The sequence below is a fragment of the Rhizomonospora bruguierae genome (assembly GCF_018397995.1).
In the GTDB taxonomy this organism is placed as follows: domain Bacteria; phylum Actinomycetota; class Actinomycetes; order Mycobacteriales; family Micromonosporaceae; genus Rhizomonospora; species Rhizomonospora bruguierae.
This window is the reverse complement of record NZ_BBQH01000035.1, coordinates 25,094-50,030: the sequence shown is the minus strand read 5'-3', so window position 1 is coordinate 50,030 and position 24,937 is coordinate 25,094. Positions and strand designations below refer to the sequence as shown.

Below are 24,937 nucleotides of genomic sequence, written 5' to 3'. Positions count from 1 at the left end.
GGCGGCGACAGGGAGAGGATGGCGGGCATGAGGCGGTTGCTGTGGCTGGGCATCGGGCTGGCCGTCGGGGCGCTGGTCGTGCGCAAGGTGGCGCAGAAGGCGCGGGTGTTCACCCCGGAGGGGATCGCCGGCTCGGTGCGGGAATCGACTGGCGGGGCCCTGGAGTCGCTGCGTAGCTTCGTGGATGACGTGCGCGCCGGGATGGCCGAACGCGAGGAGCAGATCCACACGGCGATCGCGGACGGCGTCATGTTCGACGAGGAAGACGACGAGGGGGAGCGCGACGGTCGCCACCCCGATCACCCGGAAGGTCTGCGATGAGAACGGCGGAGATCAAGCGACGGTTCCTGGCGCACTTCGAGGCCAATGGCCACGCCGTGGTGCCGTCCGCTCCGCTGCCCGCCATCGAGGACCCGAACCTGCTGTTCATCAACGCGGGCATGGTCCAGTTCGTGCCGTTCTTCCTCGGCCAGCGCACCCCGCCGTACGAGCGGGCGGCGAGCGTGCAGAAGTGCCTGCGCACGCCGGACATCGACGAGGTCGGCAAGACCAGCCGGCATGGCACGTTCTTCCAGATGAACGGCAACTTCTCGTTCGGGGACTACTTCAAGGAGCGGGCGATCCCGCTGGCCTGGGAGCTGAGCACGAAGCCGGTCGAGCGGGGCGGCTTCGGGATGGACCCGGAGCGGATCTGGGCGACGGTCTACCTCGACGACGACGAGGCGATCGAGATCTGGAAGAAGACCGGCCTGCCCGCGGAGCGGATCGTGCGCCGGGGCAAGAAGGACAACTTCTGGTCGATGGGCATCCCCGGTCCGGCGGGCCCCTGCTCCGAGCTGTACTTCGACCGTGGCCCGCAGTACGGGCCGGAGGGCGGCCCCGAGGTCGACGAGGACCGGTACCTGGAGTTCTGGAACCTGGTCTTCATGCAGTACGAGATCACCAACGTGGTCTCCAAGGAGGTGTTCGACATCGTCGGCGAGCTGCCGGCGAAGAACATCGACACCGGCATGGGCCTGGAGCGGATCGCCTCGATCATGCAGGGCGTCGACAACCTGTACGAGATCGACGAGGTCCGCCCGATCCTGGCCCGGGCGGCCGAGCTGACCGGCAAGCGGTACGGCGCGCAGTCGGGGCGCGCGGCCAGCCAGTCACACCCGGACGACGTGCGGCTGCGGGTGATCGCGGACCACGTGCGCACCGCGCTGATGCTCATCGGTGACGGGGTGACCCCGTCCAACGAGGGGCGCGGGTACGTGCTGCGCCGGATCATGCGCCGGGCGGTCCGGGCGATGCGGCTGCTGGGCTGGCAGGAGGGCCCGTCCCTGCCGGAGCTGCTGCCGGTCGCGCGGGACTGCATGGCGCCGTCGTACCCGGAGCTGGCGGAGGACTTCGACCGGATCTCCCAGTACGCGTACGGCGAGGAGGAGGCGTTCCTCACCACGCTGCGGTCGGGCACCACGATCCTGGACACCGCGATCAGCCAGACCAGGAGCGCGGGCGGGGGCAGCCTGTCCGGCGCGAAGGCGTTCCAGTTGCACGACACGTACGGCTTCCCGATCGATTTGACCCTGGAGATCGCGGCGGAGCACGGCCTGGACGTGGATCAGGCGGGCTTCCGCCGGCTGATGGCCGAGCAGCGGGCCCGGGGCAAGGCGGACGCGCAGGCGCGCAAGACCGGGCACGCGGACCTCTCGGCGTACCGGGGGGTGCTGGACGACGGCGGTCCGACGCACTTCACCGGGTACAGCGAGGTGACGCGCGAGTCGACGGTGCGCGCGCTGCTCAGCCGGGCGGGCGGTGAGCTGCGCGCGGCGGGCGAGGGCGACGAGGTCGAGCTGGTCCTGGACCACACGCCGTTCTACGCCGAGGGCGGCGGCCAGCAGCCGGACCAGGGCACGGTCACCGTGGGCGGTGGCGAGCTGGAGGTGTACGACGTCCAGCAGGTGGTGCCGGGGCTGATCGTGCACCGGGCCCGGGTGCTGCGCGGCGAGGTGCGCCCGGGGGAGTCCGCGTACGCCAGTATCGACGTGACCCGGCGCCGGGCGATCTCCCGGGCGCACACGGCGACGCACCTGGTGCACCAGACCATGCGGGAGTTTCTCGGCGAGTCGGCGACCCAGGCGGGTTCGCTGAACGCGCCCGGGCGGCTGCGGTTCGACTTCAACACGCCCGGCGCGGTCCCGTTCAGCGTGCTGAACGACGTTGAGCAGCAGGTCAACGAGGTGCTGCTGAGCGACCTGGAGGTCCGGGCGTTCGTCACCAGCCTGGACGAGGCGCGGCGGCTCGGCGCGATGGCGCTGTTCGGCGAGAAGTACGGCGACGAGGTGCGGGTCGTCGAGGTCGGCGACTACGCGCGGGAGCTGTGTGGCGGTACCCACGCGGCGCGTTCCGGCCAGCTCGGCCTCGTGAAGATCCTCTCCGAGGCGTCGATCGGTTCCGGGGTGCGCCGGGTGGAGGCGCTGGTCGGCATCGACGCGTTCAGCTACCTGGCCCGGGAGCACGTGCTGGTCTCCCGGCTGGCGGAGCTGTTCCGGGTGCCGAACGAGCAGGTGGCGGAGCGGGTCGAGCAGACCGTCGGCCAGCTGCGCGACGCGGAGAAGGAGCTGGAGAAGCTGCGCGCGCAGCTGGTGCTGGGCGGCGCGGCGGCGCTGGCGGCGCAGGCGAAGGAGCTGCGCGGCGTTGCCTTCGTGGGCACCGAGGCGCCCGAGGGGGCGGCCGGCAACGACGTGCGCACGCTGGCGCAGGAGATCCGCGGCAAGGTGGATCCGGCCCGGCCGGCCGTGGTCGCGGTGGCGGCCCGGGCGAACGGCAAGGCGTCGTTGGTGGTCGCGGTGAACCCGGCGGCGCGCCAGCGGGGCCTGGCCGCGGCGGATCTGGTCAAGGGCGCGCTGTCCGGTCGCGGCGGCGGCAACGCCGACCTGGCGCAGGGCGGCGGGCTGCCGGCGAACGAGGCGGCGAACCTGCTGCTGGCCGTGGAGAAGGCGGTCGCGGAGAGTTAGGGCCGCGTCCGGAATGGTCGCAATCATGGCCGGCGTCCCCCGGGACGCCGGCCATGTCGTGTCCGGTGCCGCCCCGGCTGATCGACGCTGGTCGCAGCGGCCGGCGGCGACGGTGGGTAAGGTGACCCGGTGAGCGACGGCGAGACCGGCTTCCGGCGCGGTGTGCGGCTGGGAGTCGACGTCGGACAGGTGCGGGTGGGCGTGGCGGTGTGCGATCCGGATGGGCTGGTCGCGACGCCGCTGGCGACGCTGGCGCGGGACCATCCCGAGCGGAACGGCCCCGCCCGGGACCGCACCGAACGGAATGGCACCGAACGGAATGGCACCGAACGGGACGGCGTGGACCGCGACGGTGCCGCCCCCACCGATATCCAGGATCTCGCCCGCCTGGTGGCGGAGCGGGAGGTCGTGGAGGTCGTGGTGGGCCTGCCGGTGAATCTCGCCGGGAGGGAGGGACCGGCGGCGGAGCAGGCGCGGGCCTACGCGAGGCGCCTGGCCGGGGCGATCGCCCCGGTGCCGGTCCGGTTGGCCGACGAGAGGATGTCGACGGCCGTGGTTAGTCGTAGGCTGTCCGAGCGAGGCGTCCGGGGTCGGCGCCAGCGTGCGGTGGTGGATCAGGCTGCGGCGGCGGAGATCCTGCAAGGCTGGCTAGACGCGCAGCGGAGGCGCACGTGACTATCGAGGAACTTGACCTCGCGTTCGAGGAGACCGGGGAGAAGGGTCGACACCGCCGACGCCGGCGCTCGGGCAAGAAGCGGGGACGCGGCCGTTCAGTAATGGCGTTGTTCATGGCTCTGGTGCTGCTCGGTGCCCTGGGCGGGGGCGTCTGGTACGGGTTCGACCGGATCCGTGGCTTTTTCGTCGCCCCCGATTACACCACAGCCGGTAGCGGTCAGGTGACCATTGAGGTCAAGAACGCGGATACCGCGACGGACATCGGGAACACCCTCGTCAAAGCCGATGTCGTCAAGAGTGCCGGGGCGTTCATCAAGGCGGCGCAGGGCAACCCGCTCAGCAAGAACATCCAGCCCGGCTTCTATCAGCTGCGGCACCAGATGCGGGCGGCGGACGCGCTCACCGCGCTGCTGGACCTGAAGAACAAGATCGTTTCTAAGGTGACGATCCCCGAGGGCGCCACCTACAAGGAGGTCTACGCGGCGCTGTCCAAGGCCACGAAGATTCCGGTGGCCGAGTTCGAGAAGGCCGGCAAGGACCCGATCGGCCTGGGCGTGCCCGAGTGGTGGTTCAACCGTACGGACAAGAAGCCGGCGAACAAGACCATCGAGGGCTTCCTGTTCCCGAAGACGTACGAGTTCCCGCCCGGCACCACGGCGGAGAGCGCGCTGAAGACGATCGTGGAGCAGTTCAATACCGAGATGGCCGATCTGGACTTCGTCAACGTGGTCCAGACACAGCGGCGCATCTCCCCGTACGAGGCGCTGATCGCGGCCTCCATCGCGCAGGCCGAGGCGCTCAAGGACGAGGACATGGGCCCCGTGGTGCGGGTCCTCTACAACCGCGCGTACACCGGCAAGTTCCCGTGCAGCTGCCTGGGCCTGGACAGCACGGTCAACTACTGGCTGAAGATCACGGGGAAGGGTGGCAAGGCGTCGGAGCACCTGTCCAAGTCCGAACTGCACAACCCGAAGAACCCCTACAACACGCACGACGTCGGGGGCATGCCGGTCGGCCCGATCGGCAATCCCGGCGTCGCCGCCCTGAAGGGCGCGATGAACCCCCCGCAGACGGACTACTACTACTTCGTGAGTATCGACACGAAGGGCACGATGGCCTACGCCAAGGACTACGCGGGGCACAAGGCGAACATCCGCAAGGCGTGCGACAACGGGATTCCCCTGTGCTGACGGCACCGGTCGACCGGCGGGCCGCGGTGCTCGGCAAGCCGGTCGACCACTCGCTCTCGCCGGTCATCCACAACGCCGGGTACGCGGCGGCCGGGCTCGCCGGCTGGTCGTACACGGCGATCGAGTGCGTGGAGGCGGAACTGGCCGGGCGGGTGGCGGCGCTCGGCCCGGAGTGGGTGGGCCTGTCCCTGACCATGCCGCTGAAGGAGGTGGCGCTCGCGGTCGGGGACGAGGTCTCGGCCACGGCGGCGGCGGTCGGGGCGGCGAACACGCTGGTCCACCGCGCCGATGGCACCTGGCTCGTGGACAACACGGATGTTCCGGGCATGGTCTCGGTCCTGTCCGTGGCCGGAGTGGAGCCGGGCCGGCACGTCACGGTGCTCGGCGCCGGCGGTACCGCGCGGGCGGCGTTGGCCGCGGCCGGCGCGCTGGGCGCGCCCGGCGTCACGGTGGTGGCCCGCCGCCGCCCGGCGGTCGAGGCGCTGCGCCCGGTCGCCGAGGCGGTCGGGGTGGACCTGACCGCCGCGCCGTGGGCGGACGCGCCCGCCCACCTGCGCGCCCCGGTGGTCATCTCCACGGTGCCGAAGGGCGTCGCCGACCCGCTCGCCGGCGGTGTCTCGTGGTCGCCCCGCGCGGTGTTCTTCGACGCCCTCTACGACCCGTGGCCCACCCCGCTGGCCGCGGCCGCGCGGGCCGCCGGCTGCCGCGTCGTCTCGGGGCTGGACCTGCTGCTGGCCCAGGCGCTCGGCCAGTTCGAGGCGTTTACCGGGCTCCCCGCGCCGGCCGGGGCGATGGCCGCGGCCCTGCGCGACGCGGCCGCCGCGCGCGGCGGCCCACCCGCCGCGGGCGGCTGAGGGGTCGCGTTCGGCTCGATGTCCCGGCCCGGCCGCCGCGTCCGAGGGGCGGGACGCCGCCGGCCGTGGCAGTGCCGGGGAGCACCCCGTGACAGACTGGTCGCGTGTTGCGCTGGTTGACCGCGGGTGAGTCGCACGGACCCGCGCTCGTGGCGATCCTGGAGGGCGTGCCCGCCGGCATCGCGGTAACGAGCGCCGAGATCGGTCGGGAGTTGGCCCGCCGCCGGCTCGGCTACGGCCGGGGCGCGCGGATGTCGTTCGAGCAGGACGCCGTCGAGGTGATCGGCGGGCTCCGGCACGGGCGCACGCTGGGCAGCCCGGTCGCGATCCGGGTGGGTAACTCCGAGTGGCCCAAGTGGCAGACCGTGATGGCCGCCGACCCGGTTGACCCGGAGGAGTTGGCCAGCCAGGCACGCAACGCCCCGCTCACCCGCCCCCGCCCCGGTCACGCCGACCTGGCGGGCATGCAGAAGTACGGGCACACGGACGCGCGGCCGATCCTGGAGCGGGCCAGCGCACGGGAGACGGCCGCCCGGGTGGCCGTGGGCACCGTGGCCAAGGCGCTGGTCGAGCAGGCGATCGGCATCCAGATCGTGTCCCACGTCGTGGAGTTGGGTCCGGTGGCGGTCAAGGCCGGGCTCCAGCCGCGCCCGGAGGACGCGGACCGGATCGACGCGGACCCGCTGCGCTGCCTGGACCCGGAGGCCAGCGCGCGGATGGTCGCCGAGGTGGACGCCGCGAAGAAGGACGCGGACACGCTCGGCGGCATCGTCGAGGTGCTCGCCTACGGGGTGCCGCCGGGGCTGGGCAGCCACGTGCAGTGGGACCGCAAGCTGGACGCCCGGCTCGCCACGGCGCTCATGTCGATCCAGGCGATCAAGGGCGTGGAGATCGGCGACGGGTTCACCCAGGCCCGGTCCCGGGGCTCGAAGGCGCACGACGAGATCGTCGCCACGGCGACCGGTGTGCGGCGGCTGACCGACCGCGCGGGCGGCCTGGAGGGCGGCATCACCACCGGCGAGCCGCTGCGGGTCAGGGCGGCGATGAAGCCGATCTCCTCGCTGAACCGGGCGCTGTCCACGGTGGACGTCGCGACCGGGGAGCCGGCCACCGCGATCAACCAGCGCTCGGACGTGTGCGCGGTCCCCGCCGCGGCCGTGGTCGCCGAGGCGATGGTGGCGCTGGTGCTGGCCGAGGCGGCGATCGAGAAGTTCGGTGGCGACTCGCTGGCCGAGCTGCGCCGCAACCACGCGGCCTACCTGGACGCCCTGGTGATCCGCTGATGGCCCCGGTCTGTGTGCTGGTCGGCGCGATGGGCGCCGGCAAGACATCGACCGGTACCGAGCTGGCCGACCTGCTCGGTGTCGAGTTCCGGGACACCGACGCGGAGATCGAACGGGTGGCCGGCAAGCCGATCCCGGAGATTTTCGTGGACGACGGCGAGGACCACTTCCGGGCGCTGGAGCGCGACACGGTCGCCGGTGCCCTGGCGGAGTTCGGCGGCGTGCTGGCGCTCGGCGGTGGGGCGATCCTGGCCCCGCAGACCCGGGCCGCGCTCGCCGGCCACCCCGTCGTGTACCTGTCGGTGGAGTTCGCCGACGCGATGAAGCGGGTCGGCCTGGGCGCCGGCCGGCCGCTGCTGGCGATCAACCCCCGGGCCACCCTCAAGCACCTGCTGGATCAGCGCCGCCCCCTCTACCAGGAGGTGGCGACGCTGACCGTGGTCACCGACGGGCGCACCCCGCAGGAGGTGGCCGCCGAGATCGCGGGAGCATTGAAAGCCGGGTAACTCCCGTTTGGCCTCCTCGCAACATCCGGGACCGGACCCTAAGATCCAATCCGGACGCCCCCGGTCCGAATGAGGAGTGTGGTCCGTGTCACATCCCGCGTCCCGGGTCCTGGCCATGCTGGAGCTGCTCCAGTTGCAGCACCGGCTCACCGGCAACGACCTCGCCGCCCGCCTCGGCGTGGACGAACGCACCGTCCGCCGGTACGCGACCATGCTCCAGGAGCTCGGCATCCCGGTCACCGCGGCGCGGGGCCGGTACGGCGGGTACCGGCTGGCCCCCGGGTACAAGCTGCCACCGCTGATGCTGACCGACGAGGAGGCGGTGGCCGTGGTGCTCGGCCTGCTCGCCGCGGAGCGGCTGGGCCTGGCGACCGAGGCGCCGGCGACCGCGGCCGCGCTCGGCAAGATCACCCGGGTGCTGCCGACCAGGCTCGCCGACCGGCTCGCCGCCGTGCAGGAGACCCTCGGCTTCACCCTGCACCGGCGCGAGGACCCGCCCCGCCCGGCCACCGCCACCCTGCTCGCGCTCGGCCAGGCCAGCCGCGAGCGGCGCCGGGTCGCCCTGACGTACCGGTCCTGGAAGGGGGCGCTGACCCTGCGCGAGGTCGACCCGTACGGCATGGTCTTCCACGCCGGGCGCTGGTACCTCACCGGGCACGACCACCGGACCGGCGAGACCCGCACCTTCCGGCTCGACCGGATCGTGTCGGTGGACGTGACCGAGGAGTTCTTCCCGTCCCCGCGCGGGTTCGACCCGGTCGCCCACGTGGTGCGCTCGCTCGCCGGCGTCCCGTACACCTGGGACGTCGAGGTGCTCATGGAGACCGACCTGATCCAGGCCCGGCGCCGGGTACCGGAGAGCCTGGTCACGCTGACCGAGACCGCGGACGGGGTGCTGCTGCGCACCCGGGCGCAGAGCCTGGACGGGATGGCGCAGATGCTCGCCAGCCTCGGCTGGCCGTTCACGATCCTGCGCCCGGACCAGTTGCGCGCGGCGCTCGCCCGGCACGCCGAGCGGCTCGCCGCGATCGCGGCCCGGCAGGGCACCCCGGTCTCGCATTAAGGTATGCGCGTGCAGCGGATCAGCGTGGGCGGCGACCGCCCGTACGAGGTGGTGGTCGGCCGCGACCTGCTCGGGGCCCTGCCGGGGCTGCTGCCCGGCGCGGCGCAGGTGGCCGTGGTGCATACGGCGCCGCTGAAGGGCCTCGCCGACGAGGTGGCCGCGGTGCTGCGCGGGGCCGGCGTCGCCCCGCTGCCGGTCGAGGTGCCCGACGCCGAGGCCGGCAAGAGCGCCGAGGTCGCCGCGCGCTGCTGGGACGAGCTGGGCGCGGCCCGGTTCACCCGCACCGACGCGGTGGTCGGCGTCGGCGGCGGCGCGGTGACCGACCTGGCCGGTTTCGTCGCGGCCACCTGGCTGCGCGGGGTGCGCTGGGTGCCGGTCGCCACCAGCCTGCTCGGCATGGTCGACGCCGCGGTCGGCGGCAAGACCGGCATCAACACCGCCGCCGGCAAGAACCTGGTCGGCTCGTTCCACCCCCCGGCCGGCGTGCTCGCCGACCTGTCCACGCTGGACAGCCTGCCCCCGGCCGACCTGGCCGCCGGCCTGGCCGAGGTGGTCAAGTGCGGCTTCATCGCCGACCCGGCGATCCTCGAGGCCATCGAGCCGGACCCCGCGGCCGCCGCCGACCCCCGCGGCGCCGTCCTGCCCGAGCTGATCGAGCGGTCGGTACGCGTCAAGGCGCGCGTCGTCGCGGACGACCTCCGCGAGTCGGGGCTGCGCGAGATCCTCAACTACGGGCACACGCTCGGCCACGCCATCGAGAAGGTCGAGGGGTACACGTGGCGGCACGGGCACGCCGTCTCGGTGGGGCTCGTCTACGCCGCCGCCCTGGCCCGGCTCGCCGGCCGGCTGGACGCCACCACGGCCGGGCGGCACCGCGCCGTGCTCACCGCGTTGGGCCTACCGGTGTCCTACCGCCCCGCCGCGTGGCCGGATCTGCTCGCCGCCATGCGCGTCGATAAGAAGGCGCGCGGCGCCCAACTGCGCTTCGTCGTGCTCGACGGGCTCGCCCGGCCGGGCATCCTCGACGGCCCCGGCGACGACCTGCTGCGCGCGGCCTATCAGGAGGTTTGCGCACCGTGAAGGTCTACGTGCTCAACGGCCCCAACCTGGGCCGGCTCGGCACCCGGCAGACGGACATCTACGGCACCATCTCGTACGCCGGCCTGGTCGACCTGTGCAGGGCCGCCGGCAAGGAGTTGAACCTCGACGTCGAGGTGCGCCAGACCGACGCCGAGCACGAGATGATCGCCTGGCTGCACCAGGCCGCCGACGAGCAGGCCACGGTCGTGCTCAACCCCGGCGCCTGGTCGCACTACTCGTACGCGCTGCGCGACGCCTGCGCCCTGCTGCGCGCCCCGCTCGTCGAGGTGCACATCTCCAACATCCACACCCGCGAGGAGTTCCGGCACCACTCGGTGGTCTCCGCCGTCGCCACCGGCGTGATCGCCGGCCTCGGCGTGGACGGGTACCGGCTGGCGCTGCTGCACGTCGCTGCCCGTTCGGGGCGGTCCGCCGACGACCGGTAGACTTGCTCGGTCTGGTTCCGGTTCACTCATCGATCAAGGCAGGTCATGGCCACGACGAACGACCTCAAGAACGGTCTGGTTCTCAATCTCGACGGCGAACTCTGGTCGGTGGTCGAGTTCCAGCACGTCAAGCCCGGCAAGGGCGGCGCGTTCGTGCGCACCACCCTGAAGAACGTGCTCAGTGGCAAGACCGTGGACAAGACCTTCAACGCCGGTACCAAGGTCGACACGGCCACCGTCGACAAGCGGACCATGCAGTACCTGTACGCCGACGGCGAGGACTACGTCTTCATGGATCTGGAGACGTACGACCAGATCACGGTGCCCGGCGGCACGGTCGGCGAGGGCGCCAGCTACCTGCTCCCGGAGGCCGAGGTCACGGTCGCCACGCACGAGAGCGTGCCGCTGTACATCGAGCTGCCGGCCAGCGTGATCCTCGAGATCACCTACACCGAGCCGGGCCTGCAGGGCGACCGCTCCACCGGCGGCAACAAGCCGGCCACGGTCGAGACCGGCGCCACGGTGCAGGTGCCGCTGTTCATCACCACGGGCGAGAAGATCAAGGTTGACACCCGGGACGGCCGTTACCTGGGTCGCGCGTGAGGCCCCGGGTCCGCTGATGCCGGAGGGTCCGAAGACATCCATGCCCGCCCGCCGCAAGGCGCGCAAGCGGGCGCTGGACGTGCTCTACGAGGCCGACCTGCGCGACCTCGACCCGGTGACCGTGCTCGCCGACTACGAACGCCGCCTCGACCAGCCCCGTCCCGAGCACATGGACTACGCGGTGGGCCTGGTCGAGGGCGTCGCCCGGTACCGCGACCGCATCGATGAGCTGATCTCCAGCTACGCCGAGGGCTGGACGCTGGACCGGATGCCGCCGGTGGACCGCAACCTCGCCCGGATCGCCGTCTACGAACTGCTGTACGTGGGGGAGATCGACGACCCGGTCGCGATCAGCGAGGCTGTCGAGTTGGCCCGCCAGCTCTCGACCGAGGACTCGCCCCGCTTCCTCAACGGCCTGGTCGCCCGCATCGCCGAGTACACCACGCACTGACCGAGGCCAACCCCCACCCGGTTACGAGATCTTGGTATCGACACGCCGGATTTCCGGCCAGATCCATACCAAGATCTCCCGCCGGGCCCTCCGCGGTGCGGGCGTCGGGCAGTTCCGGTATCGGCGGCGGGTGCCGTGTGCGTGCGGATGTCTGACGTTACTGGGTGTAGAGGCGGCGCCAGTCGGCGGCGGTGAGCGAGGCGACCGGGGCGTGGGGGTCGAGGCCGGCGGCGCGGGCGGGGGCGCGGCCGAGCAGCCGGCCGATCGGAGCCGCGGGCGTGCGGTAGGCGGCGGTGACCCCGCGCAGCAGCGCGGCGGACGGCGAGCGTTCGTACCGGTCCAGGCGGAGGACGACCGCGTTGATCGGCGGCGCCGGGCGGAACTGGTGCGCCGGGATGGTGCGTCCGAGCGTGAAGCGGTGGGCGAGCTGCCAGGTCAGCGGTTCCAGGCGGCCGGGGTGGTGCGCGGCGAGGCGGCGGCCGGCGGCGGCCTCGACCACCAGGTGGGCGCGGGCCAGCGCCGAGGGGTGCAGCCGGCGCAGCAGGGCGGTCGTCACGGCGAACGGGATGTTCGCCACCACCGAGAACGGGCGCCGGGGGAGCGGGATGTCGAGGATGTCCCCGGTGACCACCCGCACGTTGGGATGGTCCGCCAGCCGGGCCGCGAGGCGTTGGGCGGTGCGGGGGTCGCGTTCGACGGCGATGACGCGGGCGCCGGTGCGGGCCAGGGGGAGGGTGAGGGCGCCCAGGCCGGCCCCCAGGTCGAGGACGAGGTCCGGGGGTGCGAGGGCGGCCTCGGCGACCAGCCGGGCGGCGACCCGGTCAGCGAGGAGATGGACCCCGGCCGGGTTGAGCGGCCGCGGCGCGGACCGCCGTGAGGGCCGGTCCGCCGGCCGCGGCGAGAACCGGGCGGGCGGCCGGGGCGACGGTCGCGCGGGTCGCCGCGCGGACACGGAAGATCATGACCGTGCTCACAGTCGCTCCTCGCCGTTCGGATGATCCAACCCGGCCACGGTATGCGGCGGGCGGGCCGAACGCCACCGAATAACGCCGTCGCCGGATCATGCGGGCCGCGGTCGACGTCGCCGCCGGTTCGATGTGGCCGCCGGGTCGTGCGGGCCGCGGGTCGACGCGGCCCCGGGTCGTTGTGGCCATGGATCGATGTGGCTGCCGGGTTGATGTGGGCCGCGGGATACCGTGGCCACCGAATGTCCCCGGGTACGGCGACGGCCCGTGAACACACCGGGCGGTGTGCCCACGGGCCGTGACGGGAGCGCCGGTCAGGAGGCGAACAGCGCGCGCGGGTCCTCGACCAGCACGCCGGCCTCGTTCAGCCGCTCGATCAGGCCGGACGGGGAGGCGTCGTAGACGATGGCCAGGGCGCGCAGGTCGTCGGCGCGGATCGACAGGACGCGGCCGTTGTAGTCGCCGCGCTGCTGCTGGATCGCCTTGGCGTAGCGGGCCACGTACCCCAGCTCGTCCGAGGTCTGCTCGTAGAGCCGCTCCAGGTCCAGCACGATCTTGTTGGTGGGTTCGTGCCGCACGCCGCTGCCGTCGGGCAGCAGCTCCGCGACCGGGACCCGGTAGAAGTCGGCCAGCTCGGCCAGGCGCGAGACGGTCACCGCCCGGTCGCCGCGCTCGTACGAGCCGACGACGACGGCCTTCCAGCGCCCGTTCGACTTCTCCTCGACCCCCTGCAGGGACAGGCCCTGCTGCTGGCGGATCGAGCGGAGTCGGGCGCCGAGGGACTTGGCGTACTCAGAGGGCATTCGGACACTCCCAGTGGTGGCCTGGGGCTCTCCCCAGCATTCGCTACGGAGCGTAACGGTAGGGGGATTGCGTTCCGTGGTCAAGTGGTCGTTACCGCGCCGTTGCAAGATCGGCGCTTCGGACCGTTCCTGACTCACCGGTCAGCCAGCGCCCCGGACCGTACGGGTTCGGGCCTGGTAACCTTCGGTGCGGCCCGCGCCGGCCCCGGTGGGAACGGCAGGGCGGAAGACGTCCTTTAACGACCCGTCCCGTGAGGCGGGGAAGGAGGTCCGCGTTGGCCTACTCCAGCGCCGATCAAGACAGCACCGGGCAAGACAGCACGGATCAGGGCGGCACCGGTCAAGCCGGCGCCGGAAAGACGATTCTCGGCCCGCCCGACCTGCAACGAGTGATCGACCGGATCGCCCACCAGATCCTCGAGAAGACCCGGGGTGCCCGGCGCACGGTCCTGCTCGGGATCCCCACCCGGGGCGCGCCGCTGGCCCGCCGCCTGGCCGAACGGATCGCCGCCTTCGAGCAGTTGCGGGTTCCGGTCGGCACGCTCGACATCACCCTGTACCGGGACGATCTGCGCCTGCGGGCCGCCCGGGCGCTCGGGAAGACCGACATCCCCGCCGGCGGCATCGACGGCCAGCGGGTGATCCTCGTCGACGACGTGCTCTTCTCCGGGCGCACCGTGCGGGCCGCCCTGGACGCCCTGGGCGACCTGGGTCGCCCCGCCTCCGTGCAACTGGCCGTGCTGGTCGACCGGGGGCACCGGGAGTTGCCGATCCGCGCCGACTACGTGGGCAAGAACATTCCGACCGCGCTGACCGAGAGCGTCAAGGTGCTGCTGGCCGAGACCGACGGGCGCGACGAGGTGCGGATCCACGGAGGTACTCGATGATCGGGCATCTGCTCTCCGCCGGCGACCTGGACGCGCGGTCCGCGACGCTGATCCTGGACACCGCCGCCGAACTGGGGAACCTGGCCGGGCGCGAGGTCAAGAAGCTGCCCACGCTGCGGGGCCGGACCGTGGTGAACCTGTTCTACGAGGACTCCACCCGCACCCGGATCTCGTTCGAGGCGGCGGCCAAGCGGCTGTCCGCCGACGTCATCAACTTCTCGGCGAAGGGCTCCAGCGTCTCCAAGGGCGAGAGCCTCAAGGACACGGCGCTGACGCTCCAGGCGATGGGCGCGGACGCCGTGGTGGTCCGCCACCCCGCCTCGGGCGCCCCGCACCGGCTGGCGCACTGGGTGGAGGGGTCGGTGGTCAACGCCGGCGACGGCACCCACGAGCACCCGACCCAGGCGCTGCTGGACGCGTACACGATGCGCTCCCGGCTGGGCCGGCTGGCCGGGCTCCAGGTGGCGGTGGTGGGTGATGTGCTGCACAGCCGGGTCGCCCGCTCGAACGTGCTGCTGCTGACCACCCTCGGCGCGAAGGTCACCCTGGTCGGCCCGCCGACGCTCATCCCGGTGGACGTGGCCGCCGCCCCCGCGCCGGGCATCGCGGTCTCGTACGACCTGGACGCGGTGCTGCCCGCCTCGGACGCGGTGATGATGCTGCGGGTCCAGCGGGAGCGGATGGGCGACTCGTACTTCCCGTCGGCGCGCGAGTACGCCCGGCGGTACGGGCTGGACGGCGCGCGGATGCGCCGGCTGCCGGAGCACGCGATCGTGATGCACCCGGGCCCGATGAACCGGGGCATGGAGATCGCGCCCGAGGTGGCCGACTCGCCCCGCTCCACGATCGTCGAACAGGTCGCCAACGGCGTGTCCGTCCGGATGGCGGTCCTCTACCTGCTGCTGGGAGGCAAGGCGTGACCGCGTACCTGATCAGGGGCGCCCGGATCGTCGGCGGCGAGCCGACCGACCTGCTGGTGCGCGACGGCGTGGTCGCCGAGGTCGGCCCCGACCTGGCCGCCACCGGCGCCCAGGTGGTGGACGCCGGCGGGCTGGTCGCCCTGCCGGGCCTGGTGGACCTGCACACCCACCTGCGCGAGCCGGGCCGGGAGGACGCGGAGACGGTGGAGACCGGCAGTCGGGCGGCGGCGCTCGGCGGGTACACCGCGGTCTGCGCGATGGCCAACACCGACCCGGTGGCCGACACGGCCGGCGTGGTCGAGCAGGTCTACCGGTTGGGCCGCGCGGCGGGCCTGGTGGACGTGCAGCCGATCGGGGCGGTGACCGTCGGGCTGGCCGGCGGGCAACTGGCGGAACTGGGGGCGATGGCCTCCTCGGCCGCGGCGGTACGGATCTTCTCCGACGACGGGCACTGCGTCGCCGACCCGCGGCTGATGCGGCGGGCGCTGGAGTACGTGAAGGCGTTCGACGGCGTGATCGCCCAGCACGCGGAGGAGCCGCGGCTGACCCAGGGCGCGCAGATGCACGAGGGCGAGATGGCCACCCGGCTCGGGCTGACCGGCTGGCCGGCGGTGGCCGAGGAGGCGATCGTCGCCCGGGACGTGCTGCTCGCCGAGCACGTGGGCAGCCGCCTGCACGTCTGTCACGTCTCGACGGCGGGCAGCGTGGAGATCCTGCGCTGGGCCCGGCAGCGGGGCATCCGGGTGACCGCGGAGGTCACCCCGCACCACCTGCTGCTGACCGACGAGAAGGCGGTCGGGTACGACCCGGTGTTCAAGGTGAACCCGCCGCTGCGGACGGCCGCGGACGTGGCCGCGCTGCGGACCGCGCTCGCGGAGGGCGTCATCGACGTGGTGGCCACCGACCACGCCCCCCACGCGGTGGAGGACAAGGAGTGCGAGTGGGCGTACGCCCGGCCGGGCATGCTCGGGCTGGAGACGGCGCTGTCGGTCGTGCTCGGCAGCCAGGCGCTGGGGACCGACTGGAACGCGATCGCGGAGCGGATGTCCCGCCAGCCGGCGCGGATCGCCGGGCTGGTCGAGCACGGTCGCGACCCGGCGCCGGGCGCGCCCGCGAACCTCACGCTGGTCGACCCCGCCGCCCGGCGGGTGATCGACCCGGGGGAGAGCGCCAGCCGCAGCCGGAACACCCCCTACGCTGGGCTGACGTTGCCCGGCCGGGTGGTCGCGACGTTCCTGCGCGGCGAACCCACGGTGCTGGACGGGAAGGCGGTCCGGTGAGGCAGGCAAGGCGGCAGGACGCGATCCTGGTCCTCGAGGATGGGCGCACGTTCCACGGCGAGGCGTACGGCGCGGTGGGGGAGACGTTCGGCGAGGCGGTGTTCACCACCGGGATGACCGGCTACCAGGAGACGCTGACCGACCCGTCGTTCCACCGCCAGGTGGTGGTGCAGACCGCGCCGCACATCGGGAACACCGGCGTGAACGGCGAGGACGACGAGTCCGGCCGGATCTGGGCGGCCGGGTACGTGGTCCGCGACCCGGCCCGGGTCGGCTCCAACTGGCGGGCCACCGGCGAACTGGAGGAGCGGCTGCGCCGGGAGGGCGTGGTCGGCATCTGCGGCGTGGACACCCGCGCGCTGACCCGGCACCTGCGGGAGCGTGGCGCGATGCGGGTCGGCGTCTCCGGCACCGAGCCGGACCCGCGGGCGCTGCTGGAGCGGGTGCGCCAGTCGCCGCGGATGCTCGGCGCGAACCTGTCCACCGAGGTGACCACGCCGCGGCCGTACACGGTGGCCGCCGAGGGTGAGCGCCGGTACACGGTGGCGGCGCTGGATCTGGGCATCAAGCGGAACGTGCCGCGGCGGCTGGCCGCCCGCGGCGTCACCACCCACCTGCTGCCGGCGACCTCCACCCTGGAGGAGATCCTGGCGGTCGGCCCGGACGCGGTGTTCTTCTCGCCGGGCCCGGGCGACCCGGCCGCGGCCGACCATCCGGTGGCGCTGGCCCGCGCGGTGCTGGAGCGGGGGATCCCGCTGTTCGGGATCTGCTTCGGCAGCCAGATCCTGGGCCGGGCGCTCGGCTTTGACACGTACAAGCTGAGGTACGGGCACCGCGGCGTCAACCTGCCGGTGCTGGACCGGCTGACCGGCAAGGTCGAGGTGACCAGCCACAACCACGGGTTCGCGATCACCTGGCCCAACCACGCCGATCTGCGCGGCCGCGCCTCGGGCAGCGTCGCCGAGGGCGACATCATCGAGACGGACTTCGGTGCCGTCGAGGTCAGCCATGTGTGCCTCAACGACGACGTGGTCGAGGGGCTGCGGGCGCGCGACGTGCCCGCGTTCACGGTCCAGTACCACCCGGAGGCGGCGGCCGGCACGCACGATGCCGACTACCTCTTCGACCGCTTCGTAGAACTCGTTGAGGGTAAGCATGCCAAAGCGCACTGACCTGCAGCACGTCCTGGTGATCGGCTCGGGGCCGATCGTGATCGGGCAGGCGTGCGAGTTCGACTACTCCGGCACCCAGGCGTGCCGGGTCCTGCGGGCGGAGGGGCTGCGGGTCAGCCTGATCAACTCCAACCCCGCCACGATCATGACGGACCCGGAGTTCGCCGACGCCACCTACGTCGAGCCGATCACCCCGGAGTTCGTCGAGCTGGTGATCGCCCGGGAGAAGCCGGACGCGCTGCTGCCCACGCTGGGCGGGCAGACCGCGCTGAACACGGCGGTCGCGCTGCACGAGGCCGGCGTGCTGGACAAGTACGGCGTGGAGCTGATCGGCGCGAACATCGACGCGATCCGCCGCGGCGAGGACCGGCAGCTGTTCAAGGAGATCGTGGCCCTCGCCGGTGCTCGCACCGGCCTGATGGACCCGGCCGGTGGGGGCGATCTGACTCCTCGCTCGCGGGTCTGCCATTCGATGGACGAGATCCGGGAGACCGTCGCCGAGCTGGGCCTGCCGGTGGTGATCCGGCCGTCGTTCACGATGGGCGGCCTGGGCTCCGGCATGGCGCACACGCTGGCGGATCTGGAGCGCATCGCCGGTGCAGGGCTGGCCGCGTCGCCGGTGCACGAGGTGCTCATCGAGGAGAGCGTGCTCGGCTGGAAGGAGTACGAGCTGGAGCTGATGCGCGACCGCAACGACAACGTGGTGGTCGTCTGCTCGATCGAGAACGTGGACCCGATGGGCGTGCACACCGGCGACAGCGTCACCGTGGCGCCGGCGATGACCCTGACCGACCGGGAGTACCAGCGGCTGCGGGACCTGGGCATCGCGGTGCTGCGCGAGGTGGGGGTGGACACCGGCGGCTGCAACATCCAGTTCGCGGTGCACCCGGAGACCGGGCGCCTGGTGGTGATCGAGATGAACCCGCGGGTGTCCCGGTCCAGCGCGCTGGCGTCCAAGGCGACCGGCTTCCCGATCGCCAAGATCGCCGCGAAGCTGGCCATCGGGTACACCCTGGACGAGATCCCGAACGACATCACCCGGAAGACCCCGGCGGCGTTCGAGCCGGCGCTGGACTACGTGGTGGTGAAGATCCCGCGGTTCGCGTTCGAGAAGTTCCCCGGCGCGGATCCGGAGCTGACCACGACGATGAAGTCGGTCGGTGAGGCGATGAGCCTGGGCCGCAGCTTCCCGGAGGCGCTGAACAAGGCGCTGCGGTCGATGGAGACCAAGGCGACCGGCTTCTGGACCCGGCCGGACCCCACGGACTCGCTGGCGCAGACCCTCGCCGCGCTGCGGATCCCGCACGACGGGCGGCTGTACACGGTGGAGCGGGCGCTGCGCCTGGGCGCCACGGTCGAGCAGGTGGGCGAGGCGAGCGGCGGCTTCGACCCGTGGTTCCTGGACCAGATCGCCGGGCTGGTCGAGCTGCGCGGCCAGATCGAGGCGGCGCCGGTGCTGGACGCGGCCCTGCTGCGCCGCGCCAAGCGGGCCGGCCTGTCGGACGGGCAGCTCGCCGCGCTGCGCCCGGAACTGGCCGGTGAGGACGGCGTGCGGGCGCTGCGCCACCGGCTGGGCGTCCGGCCGGTCTACAAGACGGTCGACACCTGCGCCGCCGAGTTCGCCGCCCAGACGCCGTACCACTATTCGGCCTACGAGGGGTACACCGCGGACGACGCCGAGACCGAGGTGGCCGGCAGCGACCGGCCGAAGGTGATGATCCTCGGTTCCGGGCCGAACCGGATCGGGCAGGGCATCGAGTTCGACTACTCGTGCGTCCATGCGGTCATGGCGCTGCGCTCCGCTCCCGTCCCGGGCTCTGCCGGCCCTGGGGGCTCACCTTCCCCGGGATTTGCCGGCTCTGGAGACTCAGCCGGCTTCGAGACCGTGATGGTCAACTGCAACCCGGAGACCGTCTCCACCGACTACGACACCGCGGACCGGCTGTACTTCGAGCCGCTGACCTTCGAGGACGTGCTGGAGGTCTGGCACGCGGAGGATTCGTCCGGCCGGGCGGCCGGCGGACCGGGGGTGGTGGGCGTGATCGTCCAGTTGGGCGGGCAGACCCCGCTGGGCCTGGCGCAGCGGCTGAAGGACGCGGGGGTGCCGGTCGTCGGCACCAGCCCGGAGTCGATCGACCTGGCCGAGGACCGGGGGGCGTTCGGCGCGGTGCTCGCCGCCGCGGGGCTGCGGGCGCCCGCGCACGGCACGGCCACCAGCTTCGACGAGGCCAAGGCCATCGCCGACGAGATCGGGTACCCGGTGCTGGTCCGCCCGTCGTACGTGCTCGGCGGGCGGGGCATGGAGATCGTCTACGACGACGCCACGCTGCGCGGGTACATCGGGCGGGCCACCGAGATCTCCCCGGAGCACCCGGTGCTGGTCGACCGGTTCCTGGACGACGCGATCGAGATCGACGTGGACGCGCTGTGCGACGGCACCGGCGAGGTGTACCTGGGCGGGGTGATGGAGCACATCGAGGAGGCCGGCATCCACTCCGGCGACTCGTCCTGCACGCTGCCGCCGATCACGCTGGCCTCCTCGCACCTGGTGGAGGTGCGCCGGTACACCGAGGCGATCGCCCGCGGGGTGGGCGTGCGCGGGCTGCTGAACGTGCAGTACGCGCTCAAGGACGACACGCTGTACGTGCTGGAGGCCAACCCGCGGGCGTCCCGCACGGTGCCGTTCGTCTCCAAGGCGACCGCGGTGCCGCTGGCCAAGGCGGCGGCCCGGATCATGCTCGGAGCCACGATCGCCGACCTGCGCGCCGAGGGGTTGCTCCCGCCGGCCGGGGACGGCAGCACGCCGGGGCCGGCGCAGCCGGTCGCGGTCAAGGAGGCGGTGCTGCCGTTCAAGCGGTTCCGCACGCCGGCCGGGCGGGGCGTCGATTCGCTGCTGGGCCCGGAGATGAAGTCCACCGGCGAGGTGATGGGCATCGACACCGCCTTCGGCCGGGCGTTCGCCAAGTCCCAGGCCGCGGCGTACGGGTCGCTGCCGACCAGCGGCCGGATCCTGGTGACGGTGGCGAACCGGGACAAGCGCGGGATGATCTTCCCGATCAAGCGGCTGGCCGACCTCGGCTTCGAGATCATCGCCACCGCGGGCACCGGCGAGGTGCTGCGCCGGCACGGGATCTCCTGCGAGATCGTCCCCAAGCACTACGAGGTCGGGAAGGGCGGGGCGGGCGGCGACGAGGAGCGCCACGCGGTCGCCCTGATCGCCGCCGGCGAGGTCGGTCTGGTGATCAACACGCCGCAGGGCTCGGGGGCGGCGGCCCGCTCCGACGGGTACGAGATCCGCAGCGCGGCGGTGACCGCGGACATCCCGTGCATCACGACCGTGCCCGGCGCGGCGGCCGCGGTGATGGGCATCGAGGCGCTGATCCGCGGCGAGCTGGTGGTCCGGCCGCTGCAGGAGTTGCACGCCGCCCTGCGCGCCGGGCGCTAGGGGCCGGTGGTGATCTTCGAGCGTACCGTCCGCCCGGCGCTGTTCCGGATCGGTGGCGGGGACGCCGAGGCGGCGCACGAGTGGACGCTGCGCCGCCTCGCCGCGCTCTCGGGGTACCCGGCGGCGCTCGCGGCGCTGCGCGCCCGCTACGCGGTCCGCGCCCCCCGGCGGGTCTTCGGCGTCGACTTCCCGAACCCGGTCGGGCTGGCCGCCGGGGTGGACAAGGACGGTGCCGCGCTGGCCGCCTGGCCCGCCCTCGGCTTCGGCTTCGTCGAGGTCGGCACGGTCACCTGGCACCCGCAGCCGGGCAACCCCCGGCCGCGGCTGTTCCGGTTGCCCCCGCAGCAGGCGGTCGTCAACCGGATGGGGTTCAACAACGCGGGTGCCCGGGCGCTCGCCGACCGCCTGGCCGCCCTGCCGCGCCCGCTGGGCGTGCCGCTGGGCATCTCGCTGGGCAAGTCCAAGCGGACCCCGATCGAGGCGGCCGTGGACGACTACGCGGCCTCGTACAACGTGCTGAGCCCGTACGCGGACTACATCGCGGTGAACGTGTCCTCGCCGAACACGCCGGGCCTGCGCCAGTTGCAGGATCGGGCGCTGCTGGACGAGTTGCTCGCCGCGCTGCGGGTGGATCCGGCGACGCAGCCGCCGCCGATCCTGCTGAAGATCGCCCCGGACCTGACCGACGAGGCGATCGGCGACGTGCTCCAGGTCTGCCAGGACCACGGGGTCGCGGGCATCATCGCCACCAACACCACGCTGGGCCGGCCGGGCATCCCGGGCCCGACCCCGCCGGGCGGGCTCTCCGGGCGCCCGCTGGCCGACCGGGCGCGCGAGGTGGTGGCGTTCGTGCACCGGCAGACCGGCGGCCGGCTGCCGATCGTCGGCGTCGGCGGGATCGTGGACCCGGACGGCGCGGCGAAGATGTTCGACGCCGGCGCGTCGCTGGTGCAGCTCTACACCGGCTTCATCTACCGGGGTCCGGCGCTGGTCCGGCAGGCGGTGCGGCGGTCGCGATGAACGATTCCCGGCCGTTCGATCTGCGGGCGCTGGACCGGGCGCACGTGTGGCACCCGTACTGCCCGATGCCCGGCACCCGGCAGCCGCTGGTGGTGGAGTCCGCCGCGGGGGTCCGACTGCGGCTGGACGACGGGCGGGAACTGGTCGACGGGATGTCCTCGTGGTGGGCGGCGATCCACGGGTACCGGCACCCGGTGCTGGACGCGGCCGTCACCGACCAGCTCGGGCGGATGAGCCACGTGATGTTCGGCGGGCTGACCCACGAGCCGGCGGTCCGGCTGGCCCGCACGCTGGTGGACATCACCCCCGCCGGCCTGGAGCACGTGTTCCTCTGCGACTCGGGCTCGGTGAGCGTGGAGGTCGCCATCAAGATGTGCCTCCAGTACTGGCGCTCGATCGGCCGGCCGGGCAAGCGGCGCCTGGCCACCTGGCGCGGCGGGTACCACGGCGACACGTTCCACCCGATGAGCGTCTGCGACCCCGAGGGCGGCATGCACCAGTTGTGGGCCGGGGTGCTGCCCCGGCAGGTGTTCGCCGGCCCGCCGCCGGACGGCTTCGACGCCCCCGCCGACCCGGCCTACGTGGCCGCCCTCGCGGACGCGCTGGCCCGGCACGCCGGCGAACTCGCGGCGGTGATCGTGGAGCCCGTCGTGCAGGGCGCCGGCGGGATGCGGTTCCACAGCCCGGAGTATCTGCGGGTGCTCCGGGCGCTGTGTGACGAACATGACATTCTGCTCGTCTTCGACGAGATCGCGACCGGCTTCGGCCGCAGCGGCGCGCTGTTCGCCGCCGACCACGCCGGGGTGACCCCGGACGTCATGTGCCTGGGCAAGGCGATCACCGGCGGGTACCTGAGCCTGGCCGCCGCCCTGTGTACGCCCCGGGTGGCCGAGGGCATCTCCCGGGGCGAGGTGCCCGTGCTGGCGCACGGGCCCACGTTCATGGGCAATCCGCTGGCCTGTGCGGTCGCTAACGCCGCCATCGGGCTGCTGCTGGCCGGGGAGTGGGCCACGGAGGTCAAGCGGCTGGAGGCGGCGCTGGCGGCCGGCTTGGCGCCGTTGCGGGGCACGCCCGGGGTGGCCGACGTGCGGGTGCTGGGCGCGATCGGCGTGGTCCAACTGGACCACGAGGTGGACATCGGGGCGGCCACCGAGGCCGCTGTGGGCGCCGGGGCGTGGCTGCGCCCGTTCCGGGACCTGATCTACACGATGCCGCCGTACGTGACGGCTGACGCGGATCTGGCGGTCATCGCCGCCGCCGTCCGCGCCGCCGCCGCGGCGGGCTGAGCGCCGCGGACTGACCACAGCGGACCGACCACAGGGAGTTGCACGGATGGAGAGCTTCGGTACCCGGTTGCACGCCGCCCTTGCCGAGCGGGGCCCGCTGTGCGTGGGCATCGACCCGCACACCGCCCTGCTCGAGGCGTGGGGGCTGCCCCGGGACGTCGACGGCCTGACCAGGTTCTGCCGGGTCGTGGTGGACGCCCTCGGCGCGCGCGTAGCGATCTTCAAACCGCAGTCGGCGTTCTTCGAACGGTACGGCTCCCGGGGGATCGCGGTGCTTGAGTCAACTATCCGACAGTTGCGAGATTGTGGCGCGTTGGTGTTGCTTGACGTTAAGCGTGGTGATATTGGCTCGACCATGGTCGCGTACGCGGCTGCGTACCTTGACCCATCCAGTCCGTTGTATGCGGATGCGATTACCGTCAGCCCTTTTCTGGGTGTCGGTGCCCTGGCGCCCGCCTTCGACGCGGCGGCCGCGCACGGCGGCGGGGTGTTCACGCTGGCGCTGACCTCCAACCCCGAGGGCCCCGAGGTGCAGCGCGCCACCCGGCCCGACGGGCGCACCGTTGCGCAGGCGGTCATCGATGAGATATCCCAGCTCAACGGGGGTGCGCAGCCGCTGGGCAGCTACGGCGTGGTGGTCGGCGGGACGGTCGGCGACACCGGCCACGACCTGTCCCGACTGGGTGGTCCCGTGCTCGTGCCCGGGCTCGGCGCGCAGGGTGGCGACCCGGCCCGGCTGCGCGCGGTGCTCGGTGCCGACCTCGCCGGCGTGGTCCCCTCGTACTCCCGCGAGGTGCTCTCGGCCGGCCCGGACCCGGCCGCGCTGCGCGCGGCGGCCGACCGGGTGTTGGCCGCCTGCCGCGCGGGACTGACCCATCGGTAATGATCGCGGGGCCGTCACGATTGACCGCGCGGAGCGCGGCGGCGTTGCCGAAACCGGCGCTGACCGCTAGTTTTCCCCGCGCTGGGCAGCGGCGCAACGGGTTGCCCAGCCACACCATGTTTCACAACAGGCGTCGGCCCCTTACCGACGCGATAGGGACCTGAGGAGAACTGGTGCCGCTCCCGTCACTGAGCCCCGAACAGCGTGCCGCAGCGCTGGAGAAGGCCGCGGAGATCCGCAAGGCTCGCGCTGAGCTGAAGGAGCAGCTCAAGCAGGGCAAGACCACCCTCGCCGCCGTGCTCGACCGGGCCGAGTCCGACGACGTCGTCGGCAAGCTGAAGGTGTCGGCCGTGCTGCAGGCGATGCCCGGGATCGGCAAGATCCGGGCGACCCAGATCATGGAAAAGCTGAAGATCGCCGACAGCCGCCGCCTGCGTGGCCTCGGCGAGCAGCAGCGCAAGGCACTGCTTGCGGAGTTCGCCGCGAGCTGATCAACCGGCTCGTGTAGAAACAAGCGGTGAGCATGGTTGACGACGCGCGCCCGGCTGCTCGGCTCACTGTCCTGTCCGGCCCCTCCGGTGTCGGCAAGGACAGCGTGATCGAGCTGATCCGGGCGCGCTCGCCCTGGGTCTGGCTGTCCGTATCCGTGACGACCAGACCCATGCGCGACTACGAGGTCGACGGCGTCCACTACTACTTCGTGAACCGCAGCCAGTTCGAGCGGATGATCGCCGCGGGCGAGCTGCTGGAGTGGGCCGAGTTCGCGGGCAACATGTACGGCACCCCGCGCGGCGCCGTGCAGGGCCGGCTGCGCGCCGGCCAACCCGTATTACTGAAGATCGACCTGCAGGGCGCCCGGCAGGTGCGGGCCGCGATGCCCGGGGCGCAGCTGGTCTTCCTGGCCCCGCCGAGCGTCGAGGAACTGCGCCGCCGGCTGATCGGCCGGGGCACCGACGACGAGGAGACCATCCGCCGCCGGCTGGCGCACGCGGACGAGGAACTGGCGGCCGAACCGGAGTTCGACCACACTATCGTCAACGACTACGTCGAGCGCGCCGCGGAAGAGCTGGTAGGCTTGCTCGGTTCACCGATCCTGACTCCCGCCCGCCCAGCCAAAGATTAA

At 72.8% G+C, this 24,937-nt stretch carries 24 protein-coding genes; 22 read left to right on the top strand and 2 right to left on the bottom strand.

From position 1 onward, the window contains the following. Nucleotides 1-27: 27 nt before the first annotated feature. The 12 genes from KJS59_RS19065 (at nucleotide 28) to nusB (ending at nucleotide 11,153) form a co-directional block, all read left to right on the top strand. Nucleotides 28-321 (top strand): hypothetical protein, encoded by a 294-nt coding sequence (locus KJS59_RS19065; RefSeq protein ID WP_213454279.1) that lies wholly within the window; start codon nucleotides 28-30, stop codon nucleotides 319-321. Then, complete coding sequence (alaS, locus tag KJS59_RS19060; protein WP_213454278.1) at nucleotides 318-3,002, top strand: alanine--tRNA ligase; 2,685 nt, start codon at nucleotides 318-320, stop codon at nucleotides 3,000-3,002. Before KJS59_RS19065 ends, alaS begins: the two co-directional genes overlap by 4 nt. A 129-nt stretch (nucleotides 3,003-3,131) precedes the next feature. Then, on the top strand, nucleotides 3,132-3,677 hold the full coding sequence (ruvX, locus tag KJS59_RS19055; RefSeq protein WP_213454277.1) for a Holliday junction resolvase RuvX: 546 nt from the start codon (nucleotides 3,132-3,134) through the stop codon (nucleotides 3,675-3,677). Continuing rightward, nucleotides 3,674-4,867 (top strand): endolytic transglycosylase MltG, encoded by a 1,194-nt coding sequence (mltG, locus tag KJS59_RS19050; RefSeq protein ID WP_213454276.1) that lies wholly within the window; start codon nucleotides 3,674-3,676, stop codon nucleotides 4,865-4,867. The genes ruvX and mltG overlap by 4 nt, the downstream gene beginning before the upstream one ends. Beyond that, entirely contained in the window at nucleotides 4,864-5,721 is an 858-nt protein-coding gene (locus KJS59_RS19045; RefSeq protein WP_376771208.1) for a shikimate dehydrogenase, read from the top strand. Before mltG ends, KJS59_RS19045 begins: the two co-directional genes overlap by 4 nt. Nucleotides 5,722-5,825: 104 nt before the next feature. Beyond that, on the top strand, nucleotides 5,826-7,004 hold the full coding sequence (aroC, locus tag KJS59_RS19040; protein ID WP_213454275.1) for a chorismate synthase: 1,179 nt from the start codon (nucleotides 5,826-5,828) through the stop codon (nucleotides 7,002-7,004). Then, nucleotides 7,004-7,510 carry a shikimate kinase gene (locus KJS59_RS19035; RefSeq protein ID WP_213454274.1) on the top strand — a complete coding sequence of 169 codons (507 nt, stop codon included), beginning with the start codon at nucleotides 7,004-7,006 and terminating at the stop codon, nucleotides 7,508-7,510. The genes aroC and KJS59_RS19035 overlap by 1 nt, the downstream gene beginning before the upstream one ends. Nucleotides 7,511-7,595: 85 nt before the next feature. After that, on the top strand, nucleotides 7,596-8,573 hold the full coding sequence (locus KJS59_RS19030) for a helix-turn-helix transcriptional regulator (protein ID WP_213454273.1): 978 nt from the start codon (nucleotides 7,596-7,598) through the stop codon (nucleotides 8,571-8,573). A gap of 3 nt (nucleotides 8,574-8,576) precedes the next feature. Next, the gene (aroB, locus tag KJS59_RS19025; protein WP_213454272.1) at nucleotides 8,577-9,653 is read left to right on the top strand and encodes a 3-dehydroquinate synthase; all 1,077 of its coding nucleotides are present in this window, start codon (nucleotides 8,577-8,579) and stop codon (nucleotides 9,651-9,653) included. After that, nucleotides 9,650-10,099, top strand: a complete 450-nt coding sequence (aroQ, locus tag KJS59_RS19020) for a type II 3-dehydroquinate dehydratase (protein ID WP_213454271.1) — start codon at nucleotides 9,650-9,652, stop codon at nucleotides 10,097-10,099. The genes aroB and aroQ overlap by 4 nt, the downstream gene beginning before the upstream one ends. 45 nt (nucleotides 10,100-10,144) lie before the next feature. Next, nucleotides 10,145-10,702 (top strand): elongation factor P, encoded by a 558-nt coding sequence (efp, locus tag KJS59_RS19015; RefSeq protein ID WP_213454270.1) that lies wholly within the window; start codon nucleotides 10,145-10,147, stop codon nucleotides 10,700-10,702. A 40-nt stretch (nucleotides 10,703-10,742) separates the two neighbouring features. After that, nucleotides 10,743-11,153, top strand: a complete 411-nt coding sequence (gene nusB / locus KJS59_RS19010) for a transcription antitermination factor NusB (protein WP_213454315.1) — start codon at nucleotides 10,743-10,745, stop codon at nucleotides 11,151-11,153. A 157-nt stretch (nucleotides 11,154-11,310) separates the two neighbouring features. On the opposite strand, the gene KJS59_RS19005 is transcribed toward nusB, so the two are convergent. Then, a complete protein-coding gene (locus KJS59_RS19005) occupies nucleotides 11,311-12,105 on the bottom strand; it encodes a ribosomal RNA small subunit methyltransferase A (RefSeq protein ID WP_213454269.1) in 795 nt (264 codons plus the stop codon). Nucleotides 12,106-12,432: 327 nt separating this feature from the next. Next, nucleotides 12,433-12,921 carry a transcriptional regulator BldD gene (gene bldD / locus KJS59_RS19000; RefSeq protein WP_213454268.1) on the bottom strand — a complete coding sequence of 163 codons (489 nt, stop codon included), beginning with the start codon at nucleotides 12,919-12,921 and terminating at the stop codon, nucleotides 12,433-12,435. A gap of 362 nt (nucleotides 12,922-13,283) precedes the next feature. On the opposite strand from bldD, the gene pyrR reads away from it, so the two are divergent. The 10 genes from pyrR to gmk all read left to right on the top strand — a co-directional run bounded on the left by pyrR (nucleotide 13,284) and on the right by gmk (nucleotide 24,937). Beyond that, entirely contained in the window at nucleotides 13,284-13,808 is a 525-nt protein-coding gene (pyrR, locus tag KJS59_RS18995) for a bifunctional pyr operon transcriptional regulator/uracil phosphoribosyltransferase PyrR (protein ID WP_249714433.1), read from the top strand. Further along, nucleotides 13,805-14,728 (top strand): aspartate carbamoyltransferase catalytic subunit, encoded by a 924-nt coding sequence (locus tag KJS59_RS18990; RefSeq protein WP_213454266.1) that lies wholly within the window; start codon nucleotides 13,805-13,807, stop codon nucleotides 14,726-14,728. The genes pyrR and KJS59_RS18990 overlap by 4 nt, the downstream gene beginning before the upstream one ends. Continuing rightward, nucleotides 14,725-16,008, top strand: a complete 1,284-nt coding sequence (locus tag KJS59_RS18985; protein WP_213454265.1) for a dihydroorotase — start codon at nucleotides 14,725-14,727, stop codon at nucleotides 16,006-16,008. Before KJS59_RS18990 ends, KJS59_RS18985 begins: the two co-directional genes overlap by 4 nt. After that, nucleotides 16,005-17,180, top strand: a complete 1,176-nt coding sequence (gene carA / locus KJS59_RS18980; protein WP_213454264.1) for a glutamine-hydrolyzing carbamoyl-phosphate synthase small subunit — start codon at nucleotides 16,005-16,007, stop codon at nucleotides 17,178-17,180. Before KJS59_RS18985 ends, carA begins: the two co-directional genes overlap by 4 nt. Further along, nucleotides 17,164-20,625: a carbamoyl-phosphate synthase large subunit gene (carB, locus tag KJS59_RS18975; RefSeq protein ID WP_213454263.1), complete on the top strand. Its 3,462-nt coding sequence runs from the start codon at nucleotides 17,164-17,166 to the stop codon at nucleotides 20,623-20,625. The genes carA and carB overlap by 17 nt, the downstream gene beginning before the upstream one ends. Before the next feature lie 9 nt (nucleotides 20,626-20,634). Beyond that, complete coding sequence (locus KJS59_RS18970; protein ID WP_213454262.1) at nucleotides 20,635-21,645, top strand: quinone-dependent dihydroorotate dehydrogenase; 1,011 nt, start codon at nucleotides 20,635-20,637, stop codon at nucleotides 21,643-21,645. After that, a complete protein-coding gene (locus KJS59_RS18965; RefSeq protein ID WP_213454261.1) occupies nucleotides 21,642-22,931 on the top strand; it encodes an adenosylmethionine--8-amino-7-oxononanoate transaminase in 1,290 nt (429 codons plus the stop codon). Before KJS59_RS18970 ends, KJS59_RS18965 begins: the two co-directional genes overlap by 4 nt. 46 nt (nucleotides 22,932-22,977) lie before the next feature. Next, complete coding sequence (gene pyrF / locus KJS59_RS18960; protein ID WP_213454260.1) at nucleotides 22,978-23,814, top strand: orotidine-5'-phosphate decarboxylase; 837 nt, start codon at nucleotides 22,978-22,980, stop codon at nucleotides 23,812-23,814. A gap of 173 nt (nucleotides 23,815-23,987) precedes the next feature. After that, nucleotides 23,988-24,305: an integration host factor, actinobacterial type gene (gene mihF / locus KJS59_RS18955; RefSeq protein WP_213454259.1), complete on the top strand. Its 318-nt coding sequence runs from the start codon at nucleotides 23,988-23,990 to the stop codon at nucleotides 24,303-24,305. A 32-nt stretch (nucleotides 24,306-24,337) separates the two neighbouring features. Further along, nucleotides 24,338-24,937 carry a guanylate kinase gene (gene gmk / locus KJS59_RS18950; protein WP_213454314.1) on the top strand — a complete coding sequence of 200 codons (600 nt, stop codon included), beginning with the start codon at nucleotides 24,338-24,340 and terminating at the stop codon, nucleotides 24,935-24,937.